This window comes from Geodermatophilus arenarius, from assembly GCF_042654585.1.
Lineage (GTDB): Bacteria > Actinomycetota > Actinomycetes > Mycobacteriales > Geodermatophilaceae > Geodermatophilus > Geodermatophilus arenarius.
In genome coordinates, this window is the sequence record NZ_JBHSGR010000002.1 from 173,895 (window position 1) to 196,940 (window position 23,046).

Annotated in this window: 29 protein-coding genes; 16 read left to right on the forward strand and 13 right to left on the reverse strand. The window is 75.0% G+C overall.

All coding sequences use genetic code 11. The features are described 5' to 3' along the window. The first annotated feature begins 240 nt into the window (after window positions 1-240). The gene (locus ACFO3M_RS03345) at window positions 241-414 is read left to right on the forward strand and encodes a CsbD family protein (RefSeq protein ID WP_387986309.1); all 174 of its coding nucleotides are present in this window, start codon (window positions 241-243) and stop codon (window positions 412-414) included. A 56-nt stretch (window positions 415-470) separates the two neighbouring features. On the opposite strand, the gene ACFO3M_RS03350 is transcribed toward ACFO3M_RS03345, so the two are convergent. Beyond that, window positions 471-1,232, reverse strand: a complete 762-nt coding sequence (locus ACFO3M_RS03350) for a (deoxy)nucleoside triphosphate pyrophosphohydrolase (protein WP_387986311.1) — start codon at window positions 1,230-1,232, stop codon at window positions 471-473. Window positions 1,233-1,302: 70 nt separating this feature from the next. Between ACFO3M_RS03350 and ACFO3M_RS03355 the strand changes: the two genes are divergently transcribed. The 5 genes from ACFO3M_RS03355 (at window position 1,303) to ACFO3M_RS03375 (ending at window position 4,887) form a co-directional block, all read left to right on the forward strand. Next, complete coding sequence (locus ACFO3M_RS03355) at window positions 1,303-1,773, forward strand: RrF2 family transcriptional regulator (protein ID WP_387986314.1); 471 nt, start codon at window positions 1,303-1,305, stop codon at window positions 1,771-1,773. Between the two features lie 257 nt (window positions 1,774-2,030). After that, a complete protein-coding gene (locus ACFO3M_RS03360; RefSeq protein ID WP_387986317.1) occupies window positions 2,031-3,704 on the forward strand; it encodes a nitrite/sulfite reductase in 1,674 nt (557 codons plus the stop codon). Further along, window positions 3,701-3,874, forward strand: coding sequence for a hypothetical protein (locus tag ACFO3M_RS03365; protein WP_387986319.1), 174 nt, complete (start codon window positions 3,701-3,703; stop codon window positions 3,872-3,874). Before ACFO3M_RS03360 ends, ACFO3M_RS03365 begins: the two co-directional genes overlap by 4 nt. Beyond that, window positions 3,871-4,581 (forward strand): phosphoadenylyl-sulfate reductase, encoded by a 711-nt coding sequence (locus ACFO3M_RS03370; RefSeq protein ID WP_387986322.1) that lies wholly within the window; start codon window positions 3,871-3,873, stop codon window positions 4,579-4,581. Before ACFO3M_RS03365 ends, ACFO3M_RS03370 begins: the two co-directional genes overlap by 4 nt. A gap of 12 nt (window positions 4,582-4,593) precedes the next feature. Further along, on the forward strand, window positions 4,594-4,887 hold the full coding sequence (locus tag ACFO3M_RS03375; protein WP_387986325.1) for a 4a-hydroxytetrahydrobiopterin dehydratase: 294 nt from the start codon (window positions 4,594-4,596) through the stop codon (window positions 4,885-4,887). A 34-nt stretch (window positions 4,888-4,921) separates the two neighbouring features. Here the strand turns inward: ACFO3M_RS03375 and ACFO3M_RS03380 are convergent, their stop codons facing one another. After that, entirely contained in the window at window positions 4,922-5,314 is a 393-nt protein-coding gene (locus ACFO3M_RS03380; RefSeq protein WP_387986328.1) for a DUF3037 domain-containing protein, read from the reverse strand. Next, entirely contained in the window at window positions 5,311-6,168 is an 858-nt protein-coding gene (locus tag ACFO3M_RS03385) for a HipA family kinase (protein ID WP_387986331.1), read from the reverse strand. The genes ACFO3M_RS03380 and ACFO3M_RS03385 overlap by 4 nt, the downstream gene beginning before the upstream one ends. 501 nt (window positions 6,169-6,669) lie before the next feature. Between ACFO3M_RS03385 and ACFO3M_RS03390 the strand changes: the two genes are divergently transcribed. From ACFO3M_RS03390 to ACFO3M_RS03400, 3 genes are read left to right on the forward strand one after another with little or no spacing between them, the layout of a single operon-like run. After that, entirely contained in the window at window positions 6,670-8,862 is a 2,193-nt protein-coding gene (locus tag ACFO3M_RS03390) for an MMPL family transporter (RefSeq protein ID WP_387986333.1), read from the forward strand. Between the two features lie 54 nt (window positions 8,863-8,916). Next, window positions 8,917-9,465, forward strand: coding sequence for a DUF1990 family protein (locus ACFO3M_RS03395; protein WP_387986336.1), 549 nt, complete (start codon window positions 8,917-8,919; stop codon window positions 9,463-9,465). Window positions 9,466-9,494: 29 nt separating this feature from the next. After that, window positions 9,495-10,649 carry a serine hydrolase domain-containing protein gene (locus ACFO3M_RS03400; protein ID WP_387986339.1) on the forward strand — a complete coding sequence of 385 codons (1,155 nt, stop codon included), beginning with the start codon at window positions 9,495-9,497 and terminating at the stop codon, window positions 10,647-10,649. Here ACFO3M_RS03400 and ACFO3M_RS03405 read toward each other — a convergent pair. The 4 genes from ACFO3M_RS03405 to ACFO3M_RS03420 all read right to left on the reverse strand — a co-directional run bounded on the left by ACFO3M_RS03405 (window position 10,646) and on the right by ACFO3M_RS03420 (window position 13,568). Then, entirely contained in the window at window positions 10,646-10,993 is a 348-nt protein-coding gene (locus ACFO3M_RS03405) for an iron chaperone (RefSeq protein ID WP_387986342.1), read from the reverse strand. The two genes, ACFO3M_RS03400 and ACFO3M_RS03405, sit on opposite strands and share 4 nt — an antisense overlap. A gap of 73 nt (window positions 10,994-11,066) precedes the next feature. After that, complete coding sequence (locus ACFO3M_RS03410; RefSeq protein ID WP_387986345.1) at window positions 11,067-11,810, reverse strand: ABC transporter permease; 744 nt, start codon at window positions 11,808-11,810, stop codon at window positions 11,067-11,069. Next, window positions 11,807-12,709, reverse strand: coding sequence for an ABC transporter ATP-binding protein (locus ACFO3M_RS03415; RefSeq protein WP_387986348.1), 903 nt, complete (start codon window positions 12,707-12,709; stop codon window positions 11,807-11,809). Before ACFO3M_RS03415 ends, ACFO3M_RS03410 begins: the two co-directional genes overlap by 4 nt. 40 nt (window positions 12,710-12,749) lie before the next feature. Continuing rightward, the gene (locus tag ACFO3M_RS03420; RefSeq protein ID WP_387986351.1) at window positions 12,750-13,568 is read right to left on the reverse strand and encodes a formate/nitrite transporter family protein; all 819 of its coding nucleotides are present in this window, start codon (window positions 13,566-13,568) and stop codon (window positions 12,750-12,752) included. Between the two features lie 23 nt (window positions 13,569-13,591). Between ACFO3M_RS03420 and ACFO3M_RS03425 the strand changes: the two genes are divergently transcribed. Next, window positions 13,592-14,311, forward strand: coding sequence for a monooxygenase (locus ACFO3M_RS03425; protein WP_387986353.1), 720 nt, complete (start codon window positions 13,592-13,594; stop codon window positions 14,309-14,311). On the opposite strand, the gene ACFO3M_RS03430 is transcribed toward ACFO3M_RS03425, so the two are convergent. Beyond that, on the reverse strand, window positions 14,296-14,826 hold the full coding sequence (locus tag ACFO3M_RS03430) for a GNAT family N-acetyltransferase (protein ID WP_387986356.1): 531 nt from the start codon (window positions 14,824-14,826) through the stop codon (window positions 14,296-14,298). The two genes, ACFO3M_RS03425 and ACFO3M_RS03430, sit on opposite strands and share 16 nt — an antisense overlap. 81 nt (window positions 14,827-14,907) lie before the next feature. On the opposite strand from ACFO3M_RS03430, the gene ACFO3M_RS03435 reads away from it, so the two are divergent. Then, window positions 14,908-15,060: a hypothetical protein gene (locus ACFO3M_RS03435; RefSeq protein ID WP_387986359.1), complete on the forward strand. Its 153-nt coding sequence runs from the start codon at window positions 14,908-14,910 to the stop codon at window positions 15,058-15,060. Window positions 15,061-15,072: 12 nt separating this feature from the next. On the opposite strand, the gene ACFO3M_RS03440 is transcribed toward ACFO3M_RS03435, so the two are convergent. Next, entirely contained in the window at window positions 15,073-15,855 is a 783-nt protein-coding gene (locus ACFO3M_RS03440) for an FAD-binding oxidoreductase (RefSeq protein WP_387986362.1), read from the reverse strand. Beyond that, window positions 15,848-16,456 (reverse strand): sulfite oxidase-like oxidoreductase, encoded by a 609-nt coding sequence (locus ACFO3M_RS03445; RefSeq protein WP_387986365.1) that lies wholly within the window; start codon window positions 16,454-16,456, stop codon window positions 15,848-15,850. The genes ACFO3M_RS03440 and ACFO3M_RS03445 overlap by 8 nt, the downstream gene beginning before the upstream one ends. 156 nt (window positions 16,457-16,612) lie before the next feature. Between ACFO3M_RS03445 and ACFO3M_RS03450 the strand changes: the two genes are divergently transcribed. From ACFO3M_RS03450 to ACFO3M_RS03470, 5 genes are all read left to right on the forward strand, one after another. Further along, complete coding sequence (locus ACFO3M_RS03450; RefSeq protein WP_387986368.1) at window positions 16,613-17,317, forward strand: succinate dehydrogenase cytochrome b subunit; 705 nt, start codon at window positions 16,613-16,615, stop codon at window positions 17,315-17,317. A gap of 11 nt (window positions 17,318-17,328) precedes the next feature. Then, a complete protein-coding gene (locus ACFO3M_RS03455) occupies window positions 17,329-19,275 on the forward strand; it encodes a fumarate reductase/succinate dehydrogenase flavoprotein subunit (RefSeq protein WP_387986370.1) in 1,947 nt (648 codons plus the stop codon). Further along, on the forward strand, window positions 19,275-20,048 hold the full coding sequence (locus ACFO3M_RS03460; RefSeq protein ID WP_387986373.1) for a succinate dehydrogenase/fumarate reductase iron-sulfur subunit: 774 nt from the start codon (window positions 19,275-19,277) through the stop codon (window positions 20,046-20,048). The genes ACFO3M_RS03455 and ACFO3M_RS03460 overlap by 1 nt, the downstream gene beginning before the upstream one ends. A gap of 113 nt (window positions 20,049-20,161) precedes the next feature. Then, a complete protein-coding gene (locus ACFO3M_RS03465; protein WP_387986375.1) occupies window positions 20,162-20,668 on the forward strand; it encodes a winged helix-turn-helix transcriptional regulator in 507 nt (168 codons plus the stop codon). After that, window positions 20,658-21,209 (forward strand): PaaI family thioesterase, encoded by a 552-nt coding sequence (locus ACFO3M_RS03470; protein WP_387986379.1) that lies wholly within the window; start codon window positions 20,658-20,660, stop codon window positions 21,207-21,209. The genes ACFO3M_RS03465 and ACFO3M_RS03470 overlap by 11 nt, the downstream gene beginning before the upstream one ends. A gap of 1 nt (window position 21,210) precedes the next feature. On the opposite strand, the gene ACFO3M_RS03475 is transcribed toward ACFO3M_RS03470, so the two are convergent. From ACFO3M_RS03475 to ACFO3M_RS03485, 3 genes are read right to left on the reverse strand one after another with little or no spacing between them, the layout of a single operon-like run. After that, window positions 21,211-21,540, reverse strand: a complete 330-nt coding sequence (locus tag ACFO3M_RS03475) for a DUF6204 family protein (RefSeq protein ID WP_387986381.1) — start codon at window positions 21,538-21,540, stop codon at window positions 21,211-21,213. Between the two features lie 33 nt (window positions 21,541-21,573). Beyond that, complete coding sequence (locus tag ACFO3M_RS03480) at window positions 21,574-22,359, reverse strand: glycoside hydrolase family 16 protein (protein WP_387986384.1); 786 nt, start codon at window positions 22,357-22,359, stop codon at window positions 21,574-21,576. Continuing rightward, window positions 22,356-22,976 (reverse strand): LURP-one-related family protein, encoded by a 621-nt coding sequence (locus ACFO3M_RS03485; RefSeq protein ID WP_387986385.1) that lies wholly within the window; start codon window positions 22,974-22,976, stop codon window positions 22,356-22,358. Before ACFO3M_RS03485 ends, ACFO3M_RS03480 begins: the two co-directional genes overlap by 4 nt. Window positions 22,977-23,046: the final 70 nt, after the last annotated feature.

Below are 23,046 nucleotides of genomic sequence, written 5' to 3' on the forward strand. Positions count from 1 at the left end.
GGTACGCCGTGGGCGACCCTAGGCACCCCGACGAGGACCGTCCACGTCCGCAACCGATTTGTGACCGAGGCTCACGACTCCTGTCACACCAGTGCAACAGCAGCGGTCGACGAGGGCGCGGACCGCAGGGCTTGCGGTCCGCAGTTGCTCACCCCGGAGGACTTCCGCCGTTCAGGCGAACCGGGTGTGCTCAGGCTACTCCCGGGTACTCCACGGCCATCCGAGAGGGAGGAGTCCACCGTGAGCGGCATCGACAAGCTGCAGAACAAGGCCCAGGAGCTGGCGGGCGAGGGCAAGGAGCGCGTCGGCGAGGCCACGGGCGACCGCGACCTGCAGGCCGAGGGCGCCAACGACAAGGCCGCCGGCAACCTCAAGCAGGCCGGCGAGAAGGTCAAGGACGTCTTCAAGGGCTGAGCCCGGACGACTGTACCAGGGGCGCCGTTCCGCACGGGACGGCGCCCCTGGTGCGTTCAGAGGCGGCCGAGCAGGTCCCGGACCGCGGGCAGCAGGGGACGGTCGGCGGCGATCCAGTCCAGGCCGTCGAGGTCGCCGGCGCCCACCCAGCGCAGCTCGCGGTGCTCGTGCGCGACCGGCTCGCCGGAGGCCAGCCGGGCCCACCAGACCCGCAGCGTCGAGGCGCCGGGCGCCCCGCCGGCCACCCGGCCGTCCAGCGGCACCTCGCCGAGGAACGCCTGGGGCGCCACGAGGACCCCCATCTCCTCGGCGCACTCGCGCACCAGCGCCGCGACGTCGTCCTCCCCCGGCTCCACCTTGCCGCCGGGGAACTCCCACAGCCCCGCGAGCGGCCCCGACCCGCGCTGGGCGACCAGCACCCGGTCCCCGCGGACGACGGCCGCGCCCACCACCTGGACGACGTCGAGGGCGCGCAGCGCGGCCGCGGCGGCGTAGCCGTCCAGGTGCCGGCGCATCGCCCGCAGCACCCGCCGGCGCAGGACGGTCTGGTCGACCAGGCCGCCGAGCGCCCCGGGCAGGCCGGTGTCCCAGTCGACCTGCTCGTCGACGACGGTGCCGGCGCCGGTCGCGGTGAACCGGCGCTCGTGGGTGAGGCTGCGCCACCCCCGCCCCGGCCCCGCGGCGTACAGGTCACGCACCGGGCGGACCGACTCGACCTCCTCCAGCGGGAACGGCCAGGGGCGGCCGAGGGCCCGGGCGACGTCGAAGGCGACGGTCAGCGGCGCCGCCACGACCGTGGTGAAGCGCAGCCGGTACACGCCGTCACCCTCGCAGACCGGGCAGGATGGGCCCGCGGGACCCGGCAGCCGGCCCGCAGGAGGGAGCACCGTGCGCATCACCGCCCGGGTCGACTACGCCGTCCGCGCGGCCCTCGAGCTGGCCGCCGCGGCGCCGGGCGCGATGACCTGCGACCGGATCGCGACCAACCAGGGCCTCCCCTCGCGCTTCCTGCAGGGGATCCTCGGCGACCTCCAGCACGCCCGGCTGGTCACCAGCCAGCGGGGCCGCGAGGGCGGGTACCGGCTGGCGCTGCCGCCGTCGGAGATCTCCATCGCCCGGGTCATGCGGGTGGAGCAGGGCTTCCTCGCGGAGGTGCACGGGCAGCGGCCCGAGGACGTCAGCTACCCCGGCGCCGCCGAGGAGCTGGCCAGCGTGTGGGTCGCCGCCCGCGCCGCCTACCGGCGGGTGCTGGAGGAGGTCACCCTCGCCGACGTCGTCGCCGGGAAGCTGCCCGGGTACGTGGCGGAGCTCGCCGCCGTCGAGAGCGCCTGGCGCTCGTTCGGCGACGAGACCCCCTGACGACGCCCCCTGCGGACGCCGCCTCCCGAGCTCACACCGGCCGGAGCCGGACGTGTGCGACCATGGGTGGCGTGACGGACCGCGGCAGCCTCCTCGTCGCGCGTCTGCACGTCGACCTCGCCCTCGTCAGCAGCGCCGTCTGTCGCGCCCCGCGCTGACCACCAGTCCTCCCCCGCGGCCCGCAGCCGCGACCCCGACCTGGCAGCGCCCTCCGCGCGGGTGCAGACCGGCGCGGACGGCGCAGGAAGAAGTGCACCGTGTCCGCACCTCCCCGTCCGAGCAACCGGCCCCAGCGTGGCCAGGGTCAGTGGGCGCTGGGCTACCGGGAGCCGCTGAACCCCAACGAGCGGATGAAGAAGGACTCCGACGGGCTCGAGGTCCGTCAGCGGATCCTCGACATCTACTCGCGGACCGGCTTCGACGGCATCGACCCCGGTGACCTGCGCGGCCGGATGCGGTGGATGGGCCTCTACACCCAGCGGGCCCCGGGCATCCCCGGCGGCAAGACCGCCGTGCTGGAGCCCGAGGAGCTCGAGGACTCCTACTTCATGATGCGGGTGCGCACCGACGGCGGGGCGCTGACCAGCGAGCAGCTGCGCACCCTCGGCGCCATCAGCACCGAGTTCGGCCGGGACGTCGCCGACGTCACCGACCGGCAGAACATCCAGTACCACTGGATCCGCATCGAGGACGTCCCCGAGATCTGGGACCGGCTCGAGGCCGTCGGCATGACCACGACCGAGGCCTGCGGGGACACCCCGCGCGGCATGCTCAACTGCCCGCTGGCCGGCGTCCTGGAGGACGAGGTCGTCGACGCCACCGACGTCATGGCCCAGACGGTCGCCCGGTACGTGGGCGACCCCGCGTTCAGCAACCTGCCGCGCAAGTGGAAGACGTCGATGTCCGGCTGCGTCGACCACTGCACCGAGCCCGAGATCGACGACGTGTCCTTCGTCGGCGTCGTCGGTCCCGACGGCGAGCCCGGCTACGACCTGTGGGTCGGCGGCGGCCTGTCGACCAACCCGATGTTCGCCCAGCGCGTCGGCGTGTTCGTGCGACCCGAGGAGGTGACCGAGGTGTGGGCGGCCTGCACCTCGGTCTTCCGCGACTACGGCTACCGCCGGCAGCGCAACCGGGCCCGGATCAAGTTCCTGATGGCCGACTGGGGTCCCGAGAGGTTCCGGCAGGTGCTGCAGGACGAGTACCTGCACCGCGCGCTGCCCGACGGCCCCGCGGCCGCGCCGCCGAAGAACGAGTCCCGCGACCACGTCGGCGTCGCGCGGCAGAAGGACGGCCGCAACGCCGTCGGCTTCGCGCTGCGCACCGGCCGGATCAGCGGGACGGTGCTCACCCGGATCGCCGACCTCGCGGACGAGTACGGCGCGGGCCGCATCCGGACGACGACCCAGCAGAAGATGGTCGTCCTGGACGTGCCGGACGAGCACGTGGAGGACCTCGTCGCCGCGCTCGCCGAGCACGACCTGCTGGTGCGCCCGAGCGCCTTCCGCCGCGGCACCATGGCCTGCACCGGCCTGGAGTTCTGCAAGCTCGCCATCGTCGAGACCAAGCAGCACGCCCAGGACCTCTACGCCGAGCTGGAGAAGCGGCTGCCCGGCTTCGACGAGCCGATCGGCATCAACGTCAACGGCTGCCCGAACAGCTGCGCCCGCTTCCAGACCGCCGACATCGGGTTCAAGGGCTCGATGGTCCGCGACGGGAACGGCGAGATGGTCGAGGGCTTCCAGGTGCACCTGGGCGGCCACCTCGGCGTCGACGCCGCCTTCGGCCGCAAGTTCCGCGGCCACAAGGTGACCAAGGCCGAGACGGCGGACTACTGCGAGCGGGTGCTGCGCGGCTACCTGGAGCGGCGCGAGCCCGGCGAGCGGTTCGCCGCCTACGTGGCCCGCGCCGAGGAGGCCTGGCTGCTGTGAGCGAGGAGGAGCCGTCCCCGTCGGGAAGGCAGCGCCAGCTGCCCGTGTTCCACTGCCCGTACTGCGGGGACGAGGAGCTGACCCCGCACGGGGACGGGGGCGAGTGGCACTGCGCCGCGTGCCTGCGGACCTTCACCGTCCGGCTCACCGGGACAGGAGTGCAGGCATGACGACCGCCGTCCGGCCCACGCCGGAGCTCGCCGCCGAGGCCGACGCCCGCTTCGAGGGCATCGCCGACCCCGTCGAGCAGGCCCTCGCCGTGCTGCGCTGGGCCGGGGAGACCTTCGGCGACGACTTCGCCGTCACCTCGTCGATGGCCGACGGGCTCCTCGCGCACCTGGCCTCCCGGGCGGTGCCGGGGGTCAACGTGGTCTTCCTCGACACCGGCTACCACTTCGCCGAGACGATCGGCACGCGGGACTGGATCAGCAGCGTCCTGCCCATCACGCTCGTGAACGTGACGCCGCCGCGGACGGTGGCCGAGCAGGACGCCGAGCACGGCCCGGCGCTGCACGACCGCGACCCGGACCTGTGCTGCTCGCTGCGCAAGGTGCAGCCGCTGGCCACCGCGCTGGCCGGCTACGCCGCGTGGGGCTCGGGCGTCCGCCGCGACGAGGCCGCCACCCGCGCGGGCACGAGGGTCGTCGACTGGGACGCCAAGCGGGGCATGGTGAAGGTCAACCCGCTGGCCGCCTGGACGCAGGACGACGTCGACGCCTACATCGCCGAGCACCAGGTGCCGGTCAACCCGCTGCAGGAGATCGGGTACGCCTCGATCGGCTGCGCGCCGTGCACCCGCCCGGTCGCTCCGGGCGAGGACCCGCGTGCCGGGCGCTGGGCCGGCCGCGGCAAGACCGAGTGCGGCCTGCACCTGTAGGAGCATCCCGACGTGCCCCGGCCGCCGCGCCTGTCCCCCGACGAGGTCGCGGCCGGGCTGCGCGCGCTGCCGCTGTGGTCCGGTGACGTCACCGGCCTGCACCGGACCGTGCAGCTGTCCTCGTTCCGCGCCGCGGTGGAGGCGATCGTCGCCATCGCCGACGTCGCCGAGGAGATGGACCACCACCCCGACGTCGACCTGCGCTGGCGGACGCTGCACCTCACCCTCGTCAGCCACTCCGAGGACGGGGTGAGCGCGCTCGACCTCGAGCTCGCCCGCCGCATCGACGAGCTGCTGCCCGGCTAGGCGGAGGACCCCGTCCCGGCCCGCCGGACGGTGCTCAGTCCTCGACCGGCAGCACCAGCAGCCGCAGCAGCCGGTCGGCCTCGGCGTCGGGGTCCTCGGTGAGCCCGGTGTGCACCGGGCCGGGCTGGACGACGGTGCTGCGCGGCGCGGTGAGCCAGCGGAACCGCGAGCCGAGCGCCTCCCGGCCCGCGGCGCCGGCGGCGGGGTCGGCGGCGCACACGTCGGCGGCGGCCTGCAGCGCGCGGCCGATGGCGGCGGGGTCGGCGGTCGGGTCCAGCGCGCGCAGCCGGTCGACGTCGAGGTGCACCCGGCTGCCCAGGTAGTCGCGCTGCCGGCAGTAGACGAGGACGCCGGCGTTGAGCGCCTCGCCCCGCTCCACCCGCGGCACCACCCGCAGGACGGCGTACTCGAAGGTCTCCCGGCTCACCGCTGGGTCACCCCCGGCGGCGGGGGCGGGCCCAGCCAGGCCGGCCGGTTCTCCCCGCGCGGCGAGCGGCGGCGTGCCCCCGCGCCCGCGGCGGCCGCGGCCACCACGCCGGGCAGCCACGCGTCGCGGGCGGCCAGGCGGGCCAGCAGCTGGGACGCGTAGCGCTCCCGGACGGCGGCCGGCGGCTCGCCGGGCTCCGGTCCCTCGAGCCAGTCGTCGGGCACCTGTGCCAGCACCCGCTCCAGCAGCGGCCGGGTGACCCGCGGCGCGAGGTCGGCGTCGGCGGCGCGCAGGTCCGGCGAGCACTCCACCAGCGCGTGCTGGGCGGCGTCGTAGGGGCGGGCGACGGCGGCCGGCGCCCCCGCCCACGAGTGGTGGAAGGTGAGCGCGGCGCCGTGGTCGATCAGCTGCAGCCGGCCGTGCCAGAACAGCATGTTGGGGTTGCGCCAGGACCGGTCGACGTTGCCCACCAGCGCGTCGAACCACAGCACCCGGCCGGCCAGCTCGGGCTCGACCTCGCCCACCCCGGCCTCGAAGTCCAGGGCGCCGGGCAGGTAGTCCAGCCCCAGGTTGCGCCCGGCCGAGCGCTGCAGCAGCTCCTGCACCTCGGGGTCGGGCTCGCCCACGGCCAGCTCCGGGACGACGTCGACGGTGACCAGCGCCGGCACCGGCAGCGCCAGCGCCCGGGCCAGCTCGCCGCACACCACCTCCGCCACCAGCACCCGCACGCCCTGGCCGGCGGCCCGCCACTTGACCACGTAGGTGCCGAGGTCGTCGGCCTCCATGAGCCCGGGCAGCGAGCCCCCCTCGCGCAGCGGGGTGACGTAGCGGGTGGCGGTGACGGCGGGCAGCACAGTGCCGGTCAACCTACGCCGGTCCGGATCCCGACCACGGGCCCGTTCCGGGCCGTGTCGCCCGAGGGCCTGCGCGACACACCGCTCACCCGTCCAGGCGGGCCACGCGCCCCCGCCACCCCGCCGCCGACCCGGCCGGGGCGTCAGGACCCGTGACGCCACCGACCTCCGGCCGGGGCGTCGAGGCGACGATCCCGCGTCGCTCCGCCTTCCCCGACGCGGACCCGACCGTCATGCTGCGGCCGCACGGGGACGTGCACGGCTGTCACACGCTCCCGGGGCACCACGGGGGGCGACGGGCGGAGCGCGCTGTGGACGGACGGGGACGGGTGCGGGTGCTCCCCCGGTGCCGGCTGTCCGGTGTCACGCCGGACCTCGAGCCGCGCCCGTGTCGCCGGGACGACGGCCCCCGCTCCCGCGTCCCCCGACCCTCGGCGGACGCAGGGCTGCCGCCGCCGGCCGAGGGGTGACCGGCCCGGCCACCGGGACGAGGGAGGGACCGTGTTCGAGGCACTGGGTCGCGCCGTGTACCGGAGGCGCCGGTGGGTCCTGGCGCTGTCGGTGGCGTTCGTCGCCTTCGCCGGCGTCTGGGGTACCGGCGTCTTCGGCCAGATGACCGGCGGCGGGTTCTTCGACCCCGACAGCGAGAGTTCCCGGGCCGCGGAGGTGGCCGAGCACGAGCTGGGCCGCAGCGCGGCCGACGTCGTGGTCCTGTACTCCAGCGACGCGTCGACGGTCGACGACCCGGCCTACGCCGAGGCGGTCACCTCCACGCTCGGCGCCCTGCCCGAGGACGACGTGCTGCGCACGGTGTCCTGGTTCGACACGGGCGCGTCCTCCCTGGTGAGCGAGGACCGGCGCAGCACCTACGCCGTCCTCAGCCTGCGCGGCGACGAGGACGGGCGCGAGGACGTCCTCGACGCCATCGAGGGCGACCTGGCCGCCCCTGGGCTGACCACCCGGATCGGCGGCGAGGTGACCCTCAACCGGGACATGAACGTCCTGGTGAGCGAGGACATCGCGACGGCCGAGACCATCTCGCTGCCGGTCCTGGCGGTCCTGCTCGTCGTCGTCTTCGGTGGCCTCGCCGCGGCCGCCCTGCCCCTGGCGATCGGGGTGACCGCGATCCTCGGCTCGTTCGCGGCCCTGCGCGCCTTCGGACTGGTCACCGACGTGTCGATCTTCGCGGTCAACGTGGTCACCGTGCTCGGCCTCGGGCTGGCCATCGACTACGGGCTGTTCGTGGTCAGCCGGTTCCGCGAGGAGGTGCGCCGGCAGGCGACGGTGGAGGACGCCCTCGCCCGGACCATGGCGACCGCCGGGCGCACGGTCGCCGTCTCCGGCATCACCGTGGCGGTCTCACTCGCGGGCCTGCTGATCTTCCCGCAGGTGTTCCTGCGGTCGATGGGCTTCGGCGGCATGAGCGCCGTGTTCATCGCGATGCTCGCCGCACTCACCCTGCTGCCGGCGCTGCTGGCCGTGCTCGGTCCCCGCGTCGACGCCCTGTCGGTGCGGCGCCCGGTGCGTCGACGGCGGCGCCCGGCGCACGCGGACGTCGAACGGAACGGGGTCTGGTACCGCATCGCGCACAGCGTCATGCGCCGTCCGGTCCTGTACACGCTGGTCGTGGGGGCGCTGCTCGTCGCGCTGGCCCTGCCGTTCACGCGCGCGGAGTTCGGCGGCATCGACGTGCGCGCCATGCCCGAGGGCGCGGAGAGCCGGGTGGTCGCCGAGACGATCGAGCGGGACTTCCCGCCGAGCCCGTCCGGTCCGGTCGAGGCGGTCCTCACCCTCCCCGCTCCTGCCGACAACCCGGAGGGCGGCGCTGCGCTGCAGTCCTACGTCGCCGCCGTCGAGGCCGTCCCACGGGTGGACGGCGCCACGGTCGCCGAGGTCGCCGGCAGCACGGCACGGGTGGTGGTCGCCGCGGACGTGAACGCGATGGGGGCCGAGGGCCGGGACCTGGTGGCCGCGGTCCGGCAGGTGCCCGCGCCGGACGGCGCCGAGGTCCTCGTCGGCGGCACCGGCGCGGTGTACGCCGACCTGCTGGACAGCCTGGGTGCGCTGCTGCCCTGGATGGCGCTGCTGGTGGCGGTGACGTCGTCCGTCCTGCTGTTCCTGGCCTTCGGGTCGGTCGTGCTGCCGCTCAAGGCCGTGCTCGTGAACGTCCTGTCGCTGGGCGCCTCCTTCGGCGCGCTGGTGTGGATCTTCCAGGACGGCAACCTCTCCGGCGTCCTGGGCTTCACCCCGACCGGGTTCATCGAGGCCACCTCACCGATCCTGGTGCTGGCCATCGTCTTCGGGCTGTCGATGGACTACGAGGTCTTCCTCATGTCCCGGATCCGCGAGCAGTACGACCTGACCGGCGACAACACCGCCGCCGTCGCCACCGGGCTGCAGCGCACCGGCGGGATCATCACCAGCGCGGCACTGCTGCTGCTCGTGGTGATCGGCGCGTTCTCCGTCTCCGGCGTCGTGCTGATCAAGATGATCGGCGTGGCCATGCTCATCGCCATCGTGGTCGACGCGACGGTGGTGCGGACCCTGCTGGTACCCGCGACGATGCGGCTGCTGGGCCGGGCCAACTGGTGGGCGCCGGGACCGCTGGGCCGGCTCTACGCCCGCTACGGCATCCGCGAGTCCGACGTCGCGCCCGTGCACGCGGCCGGCCGGCACCTGGCCGGGGTGCGCTGAGCCGGCGGCGCCGGCCACCGCCCGTCGCCGTGGCACGGCGCACAGACTCGGCCCATGGGTCTCCTCCGTGCCGTCTCCCCCGCCGACCTGCGCGACGCGCCGCTCACCTACGCCGAGGTCGGCGCCACGCGCGCCGCCGAGCTCCCCGCCGGCTACCGCACCGGCACGTGGACCGAGGTCGTCGGCTCCGGCCGCGCGGCGTTCGAGCGGGTCGCCGCGGCGGTGTTCGCCTGGGCGCCGCAGTGCAGCACCGGCCTGCGGGTGCGCGCGACCGGCTCGCCCGGCGAGGTCGGCACCGTCGTCGTCCTCACCGCGGGGCTGCCGCGGCTGGGCTATGACATCCCCTGCCGGGTCGTCTGGGCGTCGACGACCGGCGACGAGCGCGGCTTCGCCTACGGCTCGCTGCCCGGCCACCCCGAGAGCGGCGAGGAGTGCTTCACCGTCCGGCTGGACCCCGGCGGCGACGTCGTCGCCTCGATCCGGGTGTTCTCCCGGCTGGCCTCCCCCGCCGCCCGCCTCGTGCCGCCGGCGAGCTGGGCCCTGCAGCGGCTGGCCACCGCCCGCTACCGGGCGACGCTGCGCCGGGCCGCCCGCGACCGATGAGCCCGGGCTCCCCGGGCGGTCACCCCTGCATGGGTCCGGCCGAGGAGATCGAGCAGGTGGTGTCCGGCGCCGTGGCGGCCGGGGCGGTGCCGGGCGCCGCGTGGCTGGTGCGGCGCGGGGACGAGGTGGTCCGCGGCGCGGCAGGCACCCACACCCCGGGCGGGGACGACCCGGTCGCCCCGGACACCGTCTTCCGCATCTCCTCGGTGACCAAGCCGGTGGTGGCCACGGCCGCGCTCACCCTCGTCGACGACGGCACGCTGGCCCTCGACGAGCCGGTGGACCGGCTGCTGCCCGAGCTGGCCGGCCGGCGGGTGCTCGCCGACCCCGCCGACGCGGGCGCGGGCACGGTCGAGGCGCGGCGGGCGGTCACGGTGCGCGACGTCCTCACCTCCCGGCTCGGCCTGGGCATCGACTTCACCGCGCCGTGGCCCACCCCGACCGTCGCCGCGCTCGGTGAGGCGGGCCTGCCCGCCGGGCCGCCGGCACCGCAGGCCGCTCCCCCGCCGGACGAGTGGCTGCGCCGGGTGGCCGGCGTCCCGCTGGCGCACCAGCCCGGCGAGCGCTGGCTCTACCACACCGGCGCGAGCGTGCTCGGCGTCCTCGTGGCCCGCGCGGCCGGCCGGCCGCTGCCCGAGGTGCTCGCCGAGCGGGTGCTGGTCCCGCTCGGGATGACCGACACCGGCTTCGGCGTGCCGGCGCCGGCCCGCGGCCGGTTCGGCCCGCACTGGACGCCGCCGGACGAGCGGGGCCGGCGGCAGCTGTACGACCCCGCCGACGGCCAGTGGGCGTCCCCGCCGCCCTTCCCCGACGGCGGGGACGGCCTGGTCTCCACCGTCGACGACCTCGCCGTCCTCGCCCGGGTGCTGCTCGCCGGCGGGGAGCCGGTGCTGCGCGAGCAGACGGTGCGGGCGATGCTCACCGAGCAGGCCGGCCCGGTCGACGACGAGGGCGGCGGCTGGGGCCTGGGCCTCGGCGTCCGCCGCACCGACGAGCCCGGCGGCCGGCACGCCGGCTCCTTCGGCTGGGACGGCGGGCTGGGCAGCACCTGGTGGACCGACCCGGTCACCGGCACCACCGCGGTCCTGCTGACCAACCAGATGTGGTCCTCGCCGGCGCCGCCGGCGGTCTTCGAGGCCTTCCGTTCGGTGGCCTTCCGCGCGGTCGCGTCCGGTCCCCGCTAGGCGCGCCGGGCCGCCACCGCCGCGGCCACCCGCTCGACCAGGTCCTCGGGCACCGGGCGGCGGTAGGGCAGGTGCACCGCGTCCTTGCCCGAGCGGTGCGGCGCGACCTCGGCCTCCAGGTCGCCGTCGAACACGGGCACCGGGTAGAGCGCCGCGTGCCGCTTCCAGGCGGCGTAGTGCAGGCCGTAGCGGCCGCCGAGCACGGCGGCCGGCATGCCGTAGCGGATCGTCTCGGTGGCCCCGGGCATGCCGCGGAGCACGGCGGCACGCACCTGCTCCAGCGCCGTCCGGGCCTCCTCGGGCAGGGCCGCCAGGTACTCCTCGACGGTGGCGGGGACGGGCATCGCGGGCTCCTCGGGGTCGCGCGGCTGCCGGGATGCTGCCGGGTGGCCGGCTCGGGCGCCAGACCGCGCGGCGCTAAGCGTCGCGGCGCTCGACCAGGCCCGCGCCCAGCACCCAGGCGGCGACCGCCCACGCCGCCGACACCGCCAGGCCCACCTGCCAGCTCGTCGGGACGGCGAGGAAGGGCTCCCCGCCCACCCGCAGCGCCGGCAGCGCCTGCGACAGCAGCTCGGCGGTCCGCCCGCCGGCCAGCGCCAGCGCGGGCGGGGCGACGAACACCAGCGCGACGCCCAGCCCGAGCGCGCCGGCGGTCGAGCGCAGCACGGCCCCGAGCCCGGCGGCGAGCACCGTCACCAGCACCGCGCCGGCCACCTGCAGGCCGGCCGACCGCAGCACGTCCGGGTCGTCGAGGGGCACGCCGCCGGGCACCGCGACCAGCGTCCGCGCGGCCAGGGCGCACGCGGCCACCAGCAGCGCGGTGAGCAGCGCCGCCCACGCCGCGACGACGGCCGTCTTGGCCACCAGCAGCCGGGTGCGGCGCGGCACGGCGACCAGCGAGGACAGCGCCATCCCGCTGCCCAGGTCGGCGGTGACCGCGAGCACCCCGAGGACGACGAGCACCACCTGGCCGAAGGCGAACCCGATCAGCGCGACGCCGACCGCGGCGTCCGGGTCCGGCGCCGTCGGCGTGGTGGCCGCGGCCAGCCACCCGAACGCGCCGACGACGAGCAGGTAGACGGCGCTGCACCACCAGGTGGAGCGCAGCGTCCGCAGCTTGGTCCACTCGGCGCGCAGCACCGCCGTCAGGCCGACCCTCACGCCGCACCCGCCCGGTACTCGACGTCCTCGCCGGTCAGCTCCAGGTAGGCCGCCTCCAGCGAGGCGACCACCGGGGTCAGCTCGTGCACCGGCACCCGCGCGGCGAAGGCGACGTCGCCCACCGCGGCCGGGGCGAGGCCCTCCACCCGCAGCGCGCCGTCGGTCTCCAGCGCCACCCCGGCCCCGGCCCGGCGCAGCGCGGCGGCCAGCAGCGGCGCCTGCGGGCTGCGCACGCGCACCGCGGCGTGCCGGCCGAGGAGGTCGGCCATCGGGACGTCGGCGAGCAGCCGGCCGCGGCCGAGCACGACCAGGTGGTCGGCGGTGTCCTCCATCTCGCTCATCAGGTGGCTGGACACCAGCACCGTGCGGCCCTCGTCGGCGAGGTCGCGCAGCAGGCCGCGCACCCAGCGGATGCCCTCCGGGTCCAGGCCGTTGACCGGCTCGTCGAGCAGCAGCACCTCGGGGTCGCCGAGCAGCGCCGCGGCGATGCCGAGCCGCTGGCCCATCCCCAGCGAGAAGCCGCGCACCCGCTCGTGCGCCACCGCGCCGAGGCCGACCAGCTCGACGACGTCGTCCACCCGGGAGGCGGGCAGGCCGTTGCCCCGCGCCAGCGCGAGCAGGTGCGCGTACGCGGTGCGGCCGGGATGGCGCGCCCGCGGGTCCACCAGCGCGCCGACCCGCCGCATGGGCACGTCGAGGTCGCGGTAGGGCACGCCGAGCACCGTCGCCGTCCCGGCGGTGGGCCGGGTCAGGCCGAGCACGCAGCGCATCGTCGTCGTCTTGCCCGAGCCGTTCGGGCCGAGGAAGCCGGTCACCCGGCCCGGGTGCACGGTGAAGCCGACGTCGTCGACCGCGACCCGCGTCCGGTAGTGCTTGGTCAGCCCGTCGACCTCGATCACGCGGACAGTGTGGCGACCGGAGGCCGGGGAGCCCGGCAGGCTAGTCCCGGGCGGCCGCGGCGCGTTCCCGCTGGATCAGCTCCTTGCTGCGCACCAGCCGCAGCAGGGTGACCACGATCAGCCCGCCGGCCATGTTGAGCAACGTGACGTACCAGAACCAGGCCAGCCACTCGCCGTAGCCGAACGGCGCGGTGCCGGTGTGGATCGCGCCGAAGGCCAGCAGCGAGTCCAGGATCGAGTGGAACAGCTGCAGCCCGGCCAGGACGAACGCGCCGGCGACCGCGGCGACGATCTTGGCGCCGTCGGCGGAGGTGCCGTTCTGCATGCGGGTCATGAGCGTGATGCCGACGCCGCCGAGGAAGGCCAGGCACACCGCGCGCAGGTCCAGCGGGGACTCGACGAAGTGCCGCGCCGACTCGACGACGGTGGGCCCGAGCTGCGGGAAGCCGTGCACCACCACCCACATCGCCAGCCAGCCGCCGACGAGGTTGCCCACCAGCGTCCCGGCCCACAGCTTCCCCAGCTGCGACCAGCTCGCCCGGCCGGCGACGACGGCGGTCACCGGCAGCAGGAAGCCCTCGGTGAACAGCTCGCTGCGGGCCAGCAGGAGGGCGATGAACCCGATCGAGAACGCCAGCCCGGCCAGCAGGTGGCTGCCGGTCTCCGCGTAGACCGCGAGCAGCGCGAGGACGCCGATCGCGACCTCCAGGCCGCCGGCGAGCCCGGTGGTGAGCACCTCCCGCCAGGTGCGGTGCAGCCGCTGCGCGCCCTGGCTGACCACCCGGTCGAAGGCCTGGACGACCTCGTCCTCCGCGGGCGCGTCGGTGTCGCCGAGCTGGATCCGCCGCTGGTCGGTCACCGTGCGCACCTACCCTCGGCCGCGTGCGTCCATCCGAGCCCGGACCGGTGACCCTGCACCTGTGGGGTGTCCCCGGCCGCGCCGTGCCGCGGGCGGTGCTGCGGATGGCCTCCGTCCGCCCGGCGCTCGCGCGCCTGCCGGGGCTGCGGTTCGCCAAGCTGCTGGGCACCGGCGACGGGCGGACGTTCACCGCCCGCGACGCCGACCCCCGCCGCTGGGGCCTGCTGGCGGTCTGGGACGACGACGCCGCCGCGGACGCCCTCGACGACTCCCCCGTCGCCGCGAGCTGGCGGCGGATCGCCGAGGAGGAGTGGTCGGCGCGGCTGCGCCCGCTGGCGGCGCGCGGGCTGTGGTCGGGCCGCGAGCCGTTCGGCCGGCCGCGGCCGCAGCGCTGGGACGGGCCGGTGGCCGCGGTGACCCGGGCGCGGCTGGTGCTGCGCCGGGCGGCCCGGTTCTGGTCCGCGGTGCCGCCGGTGTCGGCGGACCTGCACCGGGCGCCGGGGCTGCGCATGGCCGTCGGCATCGGCGAGGCGCCGCTGGGCCTGCAGGGCACCTTCAGCGTCTGGGACTCCGCGGCGGCGCTGAACGCCTTCGCCTACGACCGCCCCGAGCACGCCGCGGTGGTCCGGCGGACGGCGCAGGAGCGCTGGTACGCCGAGGAGCTGTTCGCCCGCCTGGCGGTGCTGTCGACCCGCGGCACCGTCGACGGCGCCGACCCCGCGGCGGGTCACAGCTCCACGTAGAGGTGGATCTCCTCGCGGTCGTCGCCGGGGGCGAGCCGGATCGCGCCGGGCATCCGGCCGAACTCGCGGTAGCCCAGCCCCTGGTAGAAGCCCTCGATGCCGTAGCCGCCGCGCACGGTGAGGTGCAGCATCTCCAGCCCGAGGTCGCGGGCGGCGTCGTGCACCCCGCTCATGAGCGCCCGGCCCAGCCCCTGCCCCTGCCGGGCCGGGTGGACCTGCACCCGCAGCACGGTGGCCCAGTGCCGGCGCAGCGGGCTGACCGACAGCGACAGCACCGCCCAGCCGGCGAGCTCGCCGTCCGCGCGCAGCACCACCACCCGCTCGCGGCCCTGCGCCACCCGCTCGAGCAGGGAGTCGAGCACGGGGGCGACGTCGTCCCGGCTGACCGGGGGGACGAAGCCGACCGCGCCGCCGGCGTTGGAGACGTCGGTCCAGCAGGCCAGCAGGGCCTCGCGCAGCTGCGGGTCGACGTCCTCGACGGCGGTGGCCACGGCAGACGGCACGGCGCTCGGCATGCCCCGATTCTCGTCCGCGACGCACGTCACGGACCGCCCGGCCCCTGGACCCCGTGCACCCGCGGGGCCAGGCTCGGCGTCATGACCGACGCTCCCGGCCCCGTCCCGACCCGGCGCTCCGAGGAGGACGAGATGCGCGTCCCGTTCTGGATCGTGCTCGCCGGCGTGGGCGCCGGCGCGTTCTGGGCGCTGGCCGGCGTGGCCCTCGGCTCCTGGCTGCGCTCCCGCCGCTGAGCCCGCGGGGCCTCAGCCCGACGAGCCGCTGGGGCCGAAGCGCTCCACCCGCACGTCCGGCTCCGGCACGCCCAGGCCGACCAGCAGCTGGCCGGCCGCCTCAGCGAACGGCGTGGACCCGCAGACGTAGGCGGTCTGGCCCGGCTCCCACAGCGGCACGAGATCCGCGGCGGTCAGCCGGCCGGCGGGGCGGATCCCCGACGGCTCCCGGGTGGTGACCACCAGCGCCCCGGCCGCCCGCAGCTCGTCGACGTACGGCAGCTCGGCCAGCGTGCGGGTGGAGACGGCGACCCGCAGCAGGTCCTCGCGGCCCAGCTCGCGCGCGGTGCGCAGCATCGACACGAACGGGACGACGCCGGTGCCCCCGCCCACGAGCAGCGCCGGCCCGTCGCCCTCCCAGACGAACCAGCCGCCGATCGGCCCGCGGACCTCCAGCTCGTCACCGACCTCGACGACGTCGGCGAGGTAGGTGGACACCTCGCCGTCGTCGAGCCGCTCGACCAGCAGCTCGAGCAGCGGGTCCCCCGGCGCCGACGCCAGCGAGTAGGACCGCTGGGCCCGGTAGCCGTCCTCGGCGGTGAGCCGGACGACGTAGTGCTGCCCGGCCAGGTGGTCGACGCGGTCGGGCACCTCCAGCCGCAGCCGGACGGTGCGCGGGGTGGGGCGGTCGACCTCGCGGACGGTCGCCGTGCGCCAGCCCCCGGCCGGTGCCCGCCGCCGCAGGCGGGGTGGCGGATCGGTCGGCCCCGCTGCCGGCTCCCCGTCGGCCTCGGGACGAGGTCCTCCCTCAGTCACCCTGGTACCGCTGCTCGCGCCACGGGTCGCCGCGGTCGTGGTAGCCGTTCTGCTCCCAGAACCCCTGCTGGTCGCGCTGCAGGAGGGTCAGCCGGGTGACCCACTTCGCGCTCTTCCAGAAGTACAGGTGCGGCACGAGCAGCCGCACCGGGCCGCCGTGCTCGATCGGCAGCGGCTTCCCGTCGAACTCCCAGACGATCCACGCCCTGCCGCCGGTGACGTCCTCGAGCGGCAGGTTGGTGGTGTAGCCGGTCTTGGACGTCGCGATGACGAAGTGCGCGTCGGCGGTGGGACGGGCGGCCTCCAGCAGGGTGTCCACGCTGACGCCGGCGAAGTGCGTGTCGAACTTGGACCACGTGGTGACGCAGTGGATGTCGCCGCGGTAGTCCGAGGCCGGGAGCCGGTGGACGTCGTCCCAGGTCCAGGTGGTCGGGTTCTCCACCCGGCCGTCGACGGTGATGCTCCAGGTCTCCGGCGCGATGCGCGGGGTGGGCTCGGCGGTCAGCACGGGCCAGTCGCGGCCGACGTCGTACTGGCCGGGGGGCAGCCGCGGGTCGCGCTCGCGACGTCGGCCGAGGAAGCCCCTGGTCGGTCCTGCCACGCGTCCTCCTCCGATGGGGTGGGTGTGCCGACACGCTGCCACGCCCCGGCAGGCGGACACCAACGTCCTGACCAGCGCTGAGGGTTCCCTTACGAGAGGTGAGTCACGTCGTGTTCACATGGCCGACACCGGGGCATGGAGCCTAACTTTGGTGCCGTGGTGACGGTGACGAACTCGGGCCAGCGCAGGACCCCGAAGGTCGCGAAGACCAGCTCGGTCGCGAAGAAGGCCGTGATGGCGGTCAGCGGGATCATCCTGGTCCTGTACCTGGTCGCGCACATGGTGGGGAACCTCAAGCTCTTCGCCGGCGCGGAGACCTTCAACGGCTACTCGGAGTGGATCCGCCGCATCGGCGAGCCGGCCGTCCCGGGCCAGACGGTGCTGTGGATCATCCGCGTCGTCCTGCTGGCGGCCGTGGTCGCGCACATCTGGGCCGCGATCTCCCTGTGGCGGCAGGCCAAGCGCGCCCGGCCCACCCAGTACGTGGCCCGCAAGGCGGTGGCCCAGAGCTACGCCTCGCGCACCATGCGCTGGGGCGGCGTGATCCTGGCGCTGTTCATCGTCTACCACATCCTCGACCTCACGCTCGGGGTCGCGAACCCCGAGGGCCACGACTCCACGCCCTACGACCGCGCGATCGCCGGGTTCTCCAACCCGTTCGTCACCCTGGTCTACGTCGTCGCGCTGCTGGCCCTGGGCTTCCACCTGCGGCACGGCATCTGGAGTGCCACCCAGACGCTGGGTCAGAGCAACAAGACGCGCGAGCGGACGGTCAACGCGTTCGCCACCGTCTTCGCCGTCGTCCTGACCGCCGGGTTCCTGATCCCGCCGCTCAGCGTCCTCGTCGGCATCATCGAGTAGGAGCACTCCCCATGGCCCTCGACCTGTTCACCGTCGGCGACCCGATCGCCGACACCAAGGCCCCTCGGGACGTCCCGATCGGCGAGCGCTGGAGCGAGCGCCGCTTCCGGGCGAAGCTGGTCAACCCGGCCAACCGCCGCAAGCTGACCGTCATCGTCGTCGGCACCGGCCTGGCCGGCGGCTCGGCCGCCGCCACGCTCGGCGAGGCCGGCTACAAGGTCAAGTCGTTCTGGTACCAGGACAGCCCGCGCCGCGCGCACAGCGTCGCCGCGCAGGGCGGCATCAACGCCGCCAAGAACTACCGCAACGACGGCGACTCGGTGCACCGGCTGTTCTACGACACGGTCAAGGGCGGCGACTTCCGCGCCCGCGAGGACAACGTGCACCGGCTGGCCGAGGTCAGCGTCAACATCATCGACCAGTGCGTGGCCCAGGGCGTGCCCTTCGCCCGCGAGTACGGCGGCCTGCTCGACAACCGCTCCTTCGGCGGCACCCAGGTGTCGCGGACGTTCTACGCCCGCGGCCAGACGGGCCAGCAGCTGCTGTACGGCGCCTACCAGGCCCTCGAGCGGCAGATGGCGGCCGGCACCGTCGAGCAGTTCCCGCGCACGGAGATGCTCGACCTGATCGTCGTCGACGGCCGGGCCCGCGGCATCGTGGCGCGCGACCTGATCACCGGCGAGATCAGCACGCACTTCGCCGACGCCGTGGTGCTCGCCACCGGTGGCTACAGCAACGTCTTCTACCTGTCCACGAACGCCAAGGGCTCCAACGCCACGGCGATCTGGCGGGCGCACAAGCGGGGCGCGCTGTTCGCCAACCCCTGCTACACGCAGATCCACCCGACCTGCATCCCGGTGCACGGCGAGTACCAGTCGAAGCTCACGCTGATGAGCGAGTCGCTGCGCAACGACGGCCGCGTGTGGGTGCCCAAGGAGCGCGGCGACACCCGCGACCCGCGGCAGATCCCCGAGGACGAGCGCGACTACTACCTCGAGCGGATCTACCCCTCGTTCGGCAACCTGGTCCCCCGCGACATCGCGTCGCGGCAGGCCAAGAACGTCTGCGACGAGGGCCGCGGCGTCGGCCCCAACGGCCTGGGCGTGTACCTCGACTTCGCCGAGGCCATGCAGCGGCTCGGCCGGCCGGCCATCGAGGCCAAGTACGGCAACCTCTTCGACATGTACGCCCAGATCACGGGTGAGGACCCCTACGAGGTCCCCATGCGGATCTACCCGGCCGTGCACTACACGATGGGCGGTCTGTGGGTCGACTACGACCTGCAGTCGAACGTCCCCGGCCTGTTCGTGATCGGTGAGGCCAACTTCTCCGACCACGGCGCGAACCGGCTCGGCGCCAGCGCCCTCATGCAGGGCCTGGCCGACGGTTACTTCGTGCTGCCGAACACGATCAACGACTACCTGGCCTCCGGCCCGTTCGACAAGGTCGACCCGCAGCACCCGGCCGCGGTCGAGGCGCTCGAGGGCGTCCGCGCGCAGACCGAGAAGCTGCTGTCGATCAACGGCAACCGGACCACCGCCTCCTTCCACCGCGAGCTCGGCCGGCTGATGTTCGACCTCTGCGGCATGGAGCGGTCGGAGGAGAGCCTGCGCAAGGCGCTCGACCGGATCCCCGAGATCCGGCAGGAGTTCTGGACCAACGTGAAGGTCCCCGGCGAGGCCGGGCGCTTCAACCAGAGCCTGGAGCACGCCGGCCGCGTCGCCGACTTCATCGAGCTCGCCGAGCTGATGTGCGTCGACGCACTGCACCGCAACGAGAGCTGCGGTGGTCACTTCCGGGCCGAGAGCCAGACCCCCGACGGGGAGGCCCTGCGCGACGACGAGAACTTCGCCTACGTCGCGGCCTGGGAGTGGACGCCCGAGGGCGTCCCGCCGGTCCTCCACAAGGAGGACCTCGAGTTCGAGTACGTCCACCTCGCCCAGCGGAGCTACAAGTAATGAACCTCAAGCTGCGTGTCTGGCGTCAGCGGAGTGCGGCGGAGAAGGGGCAGATGGTGACCTACGAGGTCACCGACGTCTCCCCGGACATGTCGTTCCTCGAGATGCTCGACGTCCTCAACGAGCAGCTCATCCTGAACGGTGAGGACCCGGTCTCCTTCGACCACGACTGCCGCGAGGGCATCTGCGGGTCGTGCGGCGTCATGATCAACGGCCGCGCCCACGGCAACGGCCTGTTCGACAACCACCCGCAGACCACCACCTGCCAGCTGCACATGCGGTCGTTCAAGGACGGCGACACGATCGACGTCGAGCCGTGGCGGGCGACGGCGTTCCCGGTCATCAAGGACCTCGCCGTCGACCGGTCGGCGTTCGACCGGATCATCCAGTCGGGCGGCTACATCAGCGCCCCGACCGGCACCGCCCCCGAGGCGCACTCGATCCTGGTCGCCAAGAAGGACTCCGACGCCGCCTTCGACGCCGCCACCTGCATCGGCTGCGGCGCCTGCGTGGCGGCCTGCCCGAACGCCTCGTCGATGCTGTTCACGGCCTCGAAGGTCACGCACCTGGGGCTGCTGCCGCAGGGTCAGCCCGAGCGGAACGACCGGGTGATCAACATGGTCCACCAGCAGGACCTCGAGGGCTTCGGCGGCTGCACCAACATCGGCGAGTGCTCGGCGAGCTGCCCCAAGGGCATCTCGATGGAGAACATCTCCCGGCTCAACCACGACCTGCTCGGCGCCCTGCGCGCCGGCGCGCGTCCCAAGAGCTGAACCCGGCACCTGACGACCGCCGACGGGCGGGGACCCCTCACGGGGTCCCCGCCCGTCGGGGTTCCCGGGGCCGGACGGTGGCGCCGGGTCGGTTCGAGGTGCAAACTGACGGCGTGACCGCGCTCTACGACCTCGCGGACCTGCCCGGCCGCCCGTGCACCATCGCCGCCGCCCTGGAGCTGGTCGGCGAGCGGTGGTCGCTGCTGGTGGTCCGGGAGGTCTCGCTGGGCAACCACCGCTTCAGCGACATCGCCCGCGGCACCGGGGCGCCCCGGGACCGGTTGACCGCGCGGCTCAACGCGCTGGTCGCCGCCGGCGTGCTCGAGCGCCGGCAGTACAGCGACTCGCCGCCCCGCTCGGGCTACCACCTCACCGCCTCCGGCCGCGACCTGCTGCCGGTGCTGCAGGCGCTGCTGCAGTGGGGCGACCGCTGGGCCGCCGAGGAGCCGCCGGTGCGGCTGACCCACGCACCGGCCGGGCACGAGGAGCACACCGTCGACGCCGAGTGGGTGTGCCGCACCTGCGGCGAGCCGGTCAGCTCCTCGCGGGTCGAGCGGGTGCTGACACCGGCCGGCCGCGCGCTGTCCGGCCTGCCGGCGGACGAGACGCATGAGCACTGAGGCCCGCACCGGGACCGACCCGGCCACCGGCGCGCCGGCCGGGTGGGGCGAGCCGCGCTCCCGGACGGTCACCTGGTTCGACCCGCTGGTCACCGCGGCCGGCGGCCGGGAGCGCTCGGGGCTGGAGACGCTGGAGGCGGTGCGCGACGGCGTGCTGCCGCCGCCCCCGATCGCCCAGCTGCTGCAGATGGACCTGGTCGCCGTCGAGGGGGGCCGGGTCGAGTTCGCCTGCGCCGTCGACGAGTCGGTCTACAACCCGATCGGCGTCGTGCACGGCGGGCTGGTCTGCACGCTGCTGGACTCCGTCGCCGGCTGCGCGGTGCACACCACGCTGCCGCACGGCGTCGGCTACACCTCGATCGAGCTGAAGGTGACCTACCTGCGGGCGGTCACGCACGCCAGCGGGCCGCTGACCGCCGTCGGCACGGTGGTCAAGCCCGGCCGGCGGGTCGCCTTCGCCGAGGGGCAGGTCACCGACGCCGCCGGCAAGGTGGTCGCGACGGCGTCGAGCTCGCTGCTGGTCTTCCCGCTGCCGGCCTGAGTCAGCGGCGGCGGATCCGCACGTCGTCGGTGCAGGTGGCCGTCGAGCGCAGCCGCCGCCAGCCCAGGCCCGCGTCCTCGAGCCACCGCAGCGCCGAGAGCTCCCCGGCCGTGCACGCCTCGGCCTCCTCGCCGGGGCCGGGCTCGACCCGCACGACGACGCGGTGGCTGAAGGCGGCGAGGCGGTCGTCGTAGGTCGTCGTCCCCTCCTCGGTGAAGGCGGAGACGAACAGGTCGTGCCCGGCGGCGCGCTCGCGCAGCCAGGCACGGCGGCCGTCGTCGAGACCGTCGAAGACGCCGCGCACGACGACGCGGTAGGTGCGGCTGGACACGGCGGGCGACGGTAGCGGCGCGACCGGCCGCGGTCACCCGGTTTCCCGGCTCCCCCGGAACCGGTCGACGACGAGCTCGGGGACGACGTAGGGCTCCCCCGGCACCGCCTTCTCCGGGAAGTCGAAGACGGCGACCATCGACTGCAGCGGGTAGTCCGGGGTCACCGCGACCTCGCGCACCACCCGCCCGTCCACGGAGAACGCCGCCCCGTCGGGCCGCCAGTCGACGGCGTAGGTGTGCCAGTCGGCGACGTCGATGCCGGGCCGGGGCGCGGCGAAGTCCTCGGCCAGCCGCGGGTCGCGGAACGGGTGGGTGCCCATCCCGACGGCGGCGCCCTCGACCGGGTCGACGGCGTCGCCGAACACCTCCATCACGCACAGCTCGCCCGAGCGCTCGGGCACGTCCTCCAGCCCGACCAGCCACCAGGCGACCATCGACCGCGGCGTCACGGTGGCGCGGGCGCGCATCTCCAGCCGCCCGTACCGCGGCGTCCAGCCCCAGTGCGCCGGCTGCTCCTCGCGGACGACCGCCCCGGGCCGCACCGGCTGCTGCCCGACCGTGCTGCCGACCGGCCCGGAGAAGACGCCGGACTGGATGCCCGAGACCCGCAGCGGCGGGTGGTCGCCGGGGCACCACAGCGGGGTGTCGTCGGGCAGGTGCAGCCGCAGGCAGGAGTCGCGGACCTCGTAGCAGGCCGCCGTCGCCGCGCGGGAGCTCCACTGCGGCAGGTAGTGCGGGACCCAGACGTCGCGGTCGAGGTCGTCGCCGTCGAAGTCGTCGCAGAAGTCGTCGCAGAAGTCGTCGCGGGGATCCGTCATCGCGACTGCAGCGCGTCGAGGGCCACGGCCATGGCGGCGGCGACGCGGAAGTCCAGCCGGGGGTCGGGGACGGTGACGTCGTAGCGGTCGCGGATCGACTTCCGCCGCTCGACGACCAGCACCGGCCGGCCGGTGGCGGTGTCGACGAAGTCGAAGTGGAAGACGAACGGCACCCAGACGTCGCCGAGGTAGGGGATGAGCTCCCACACCCGCCGCAGCACGGCGATCACCGGCCGCCGCTCCCGGCCGACGGCGGTCAGTCCCGGCACCGACAGGTCCCAGGTCGAGCGCAGCAGGCTGGCGCCGAACCGCTTGCTGAACGTGCCGAGCGGGCGGCCCTGCTCGTCGAGGACGTCGTGCTCGGCGTGCACGTCGAGGCGCTGGCGGGCGCGGAAGGAGAAGACCGGCCGGGTGCGCTCCTCGTCGGCGGTGAAGACCACCTCCTCCTTGAGCTTGAGCCGCTTCTGCTGCGCCATGGCCAGCAGCTCGCCCTCGGTGCCGTCCGGCCCGACGGCGCGGACCTCGTAGCGGTTGACCATCACGGTGATCCGCTGACGGACGGCGAAGCGCGGGACGACCATCGCGGCGCGGGGTTCGTCGGCGTACGGCACGGTCACAGCGGCACCTCCGGGCTCGGGTCCAGACCCCCATCGTGGTCCCCGCGTCCAGGACACGCCGTGCGCAACC

Coding starts and splice junctions, on each gene's coding strand:
- ACFO3M_RS03470 (WP_387986379.1), top strand. CDS start 20,658: ATGAGCACTGAGGCCCGCACCGGGACCGACCCGGCCACCGGCGCGCCG.
- ACFO3M_RS03460 (WP_387986373.1), top strand. CDS start 19,275: ATGAACCTCAAGCTGCGTGTCTGGCGTCAGCGGAGTGCGGCGGAGAAG.
- ACFO3M_RS03370 (WP_387986322.1), top strand. CDS start 3,871: ATGACGACCGCCGTCCGGCCCACGCCGGAGCTCGCCGCCGAGGCCGAC.
- ACFO3M_RS03395 (WP_387986336.1), top strand. CDS start 8,917: ATGGGTCTCCTCCGTGCCGTCTCCCCCGCCGACCTGCGCGACGCGCCG.
- ACFO3M_RS03455 (WP_387986370.1), top strand. CDS start 17,329: ATGGCCCTCGACCTGTTCACCGTCGGCGACCCGATCGCCGACACCAAG.
- ACFO3M_RS03480 (WP_387986384.1), bottom strand. CDS start 22,359: ATGACGGATCCCCGCGACGACTTCTGCGACGACTTCTGCGACGACTTC.
- ACFO3M_RS03435 (WP_387986359.1), top strand. CDS start 14,908: ATGACCGACGCTCCCGGCCCCGTCCCGACCCGGCGCTCCGAGGAGGAC.
- ACFO3M_RS03405 (WP_387986342.1), bottom strand. CDS start 10,993: ATGCCCGTCCCCGCCACCGTCGAGGAGTACCTGGCGGCCCTGCCCGAG.
- ACFO3M_RS03400 (WP_387986339.1), top strand. CDS start 9,495: ATGGGTCCGGCCGAGGAGATCGAGCAGGTGGTGTCCGGCGCCGTGGCG.
- ACFO3M_RS03430 (WP_387986356.1), bottom strand. CDS start 14,826: ATGCCGAGCGCCGTGCCGTCTGCCGTGGCCACCGCCGTCGAGGACGTC.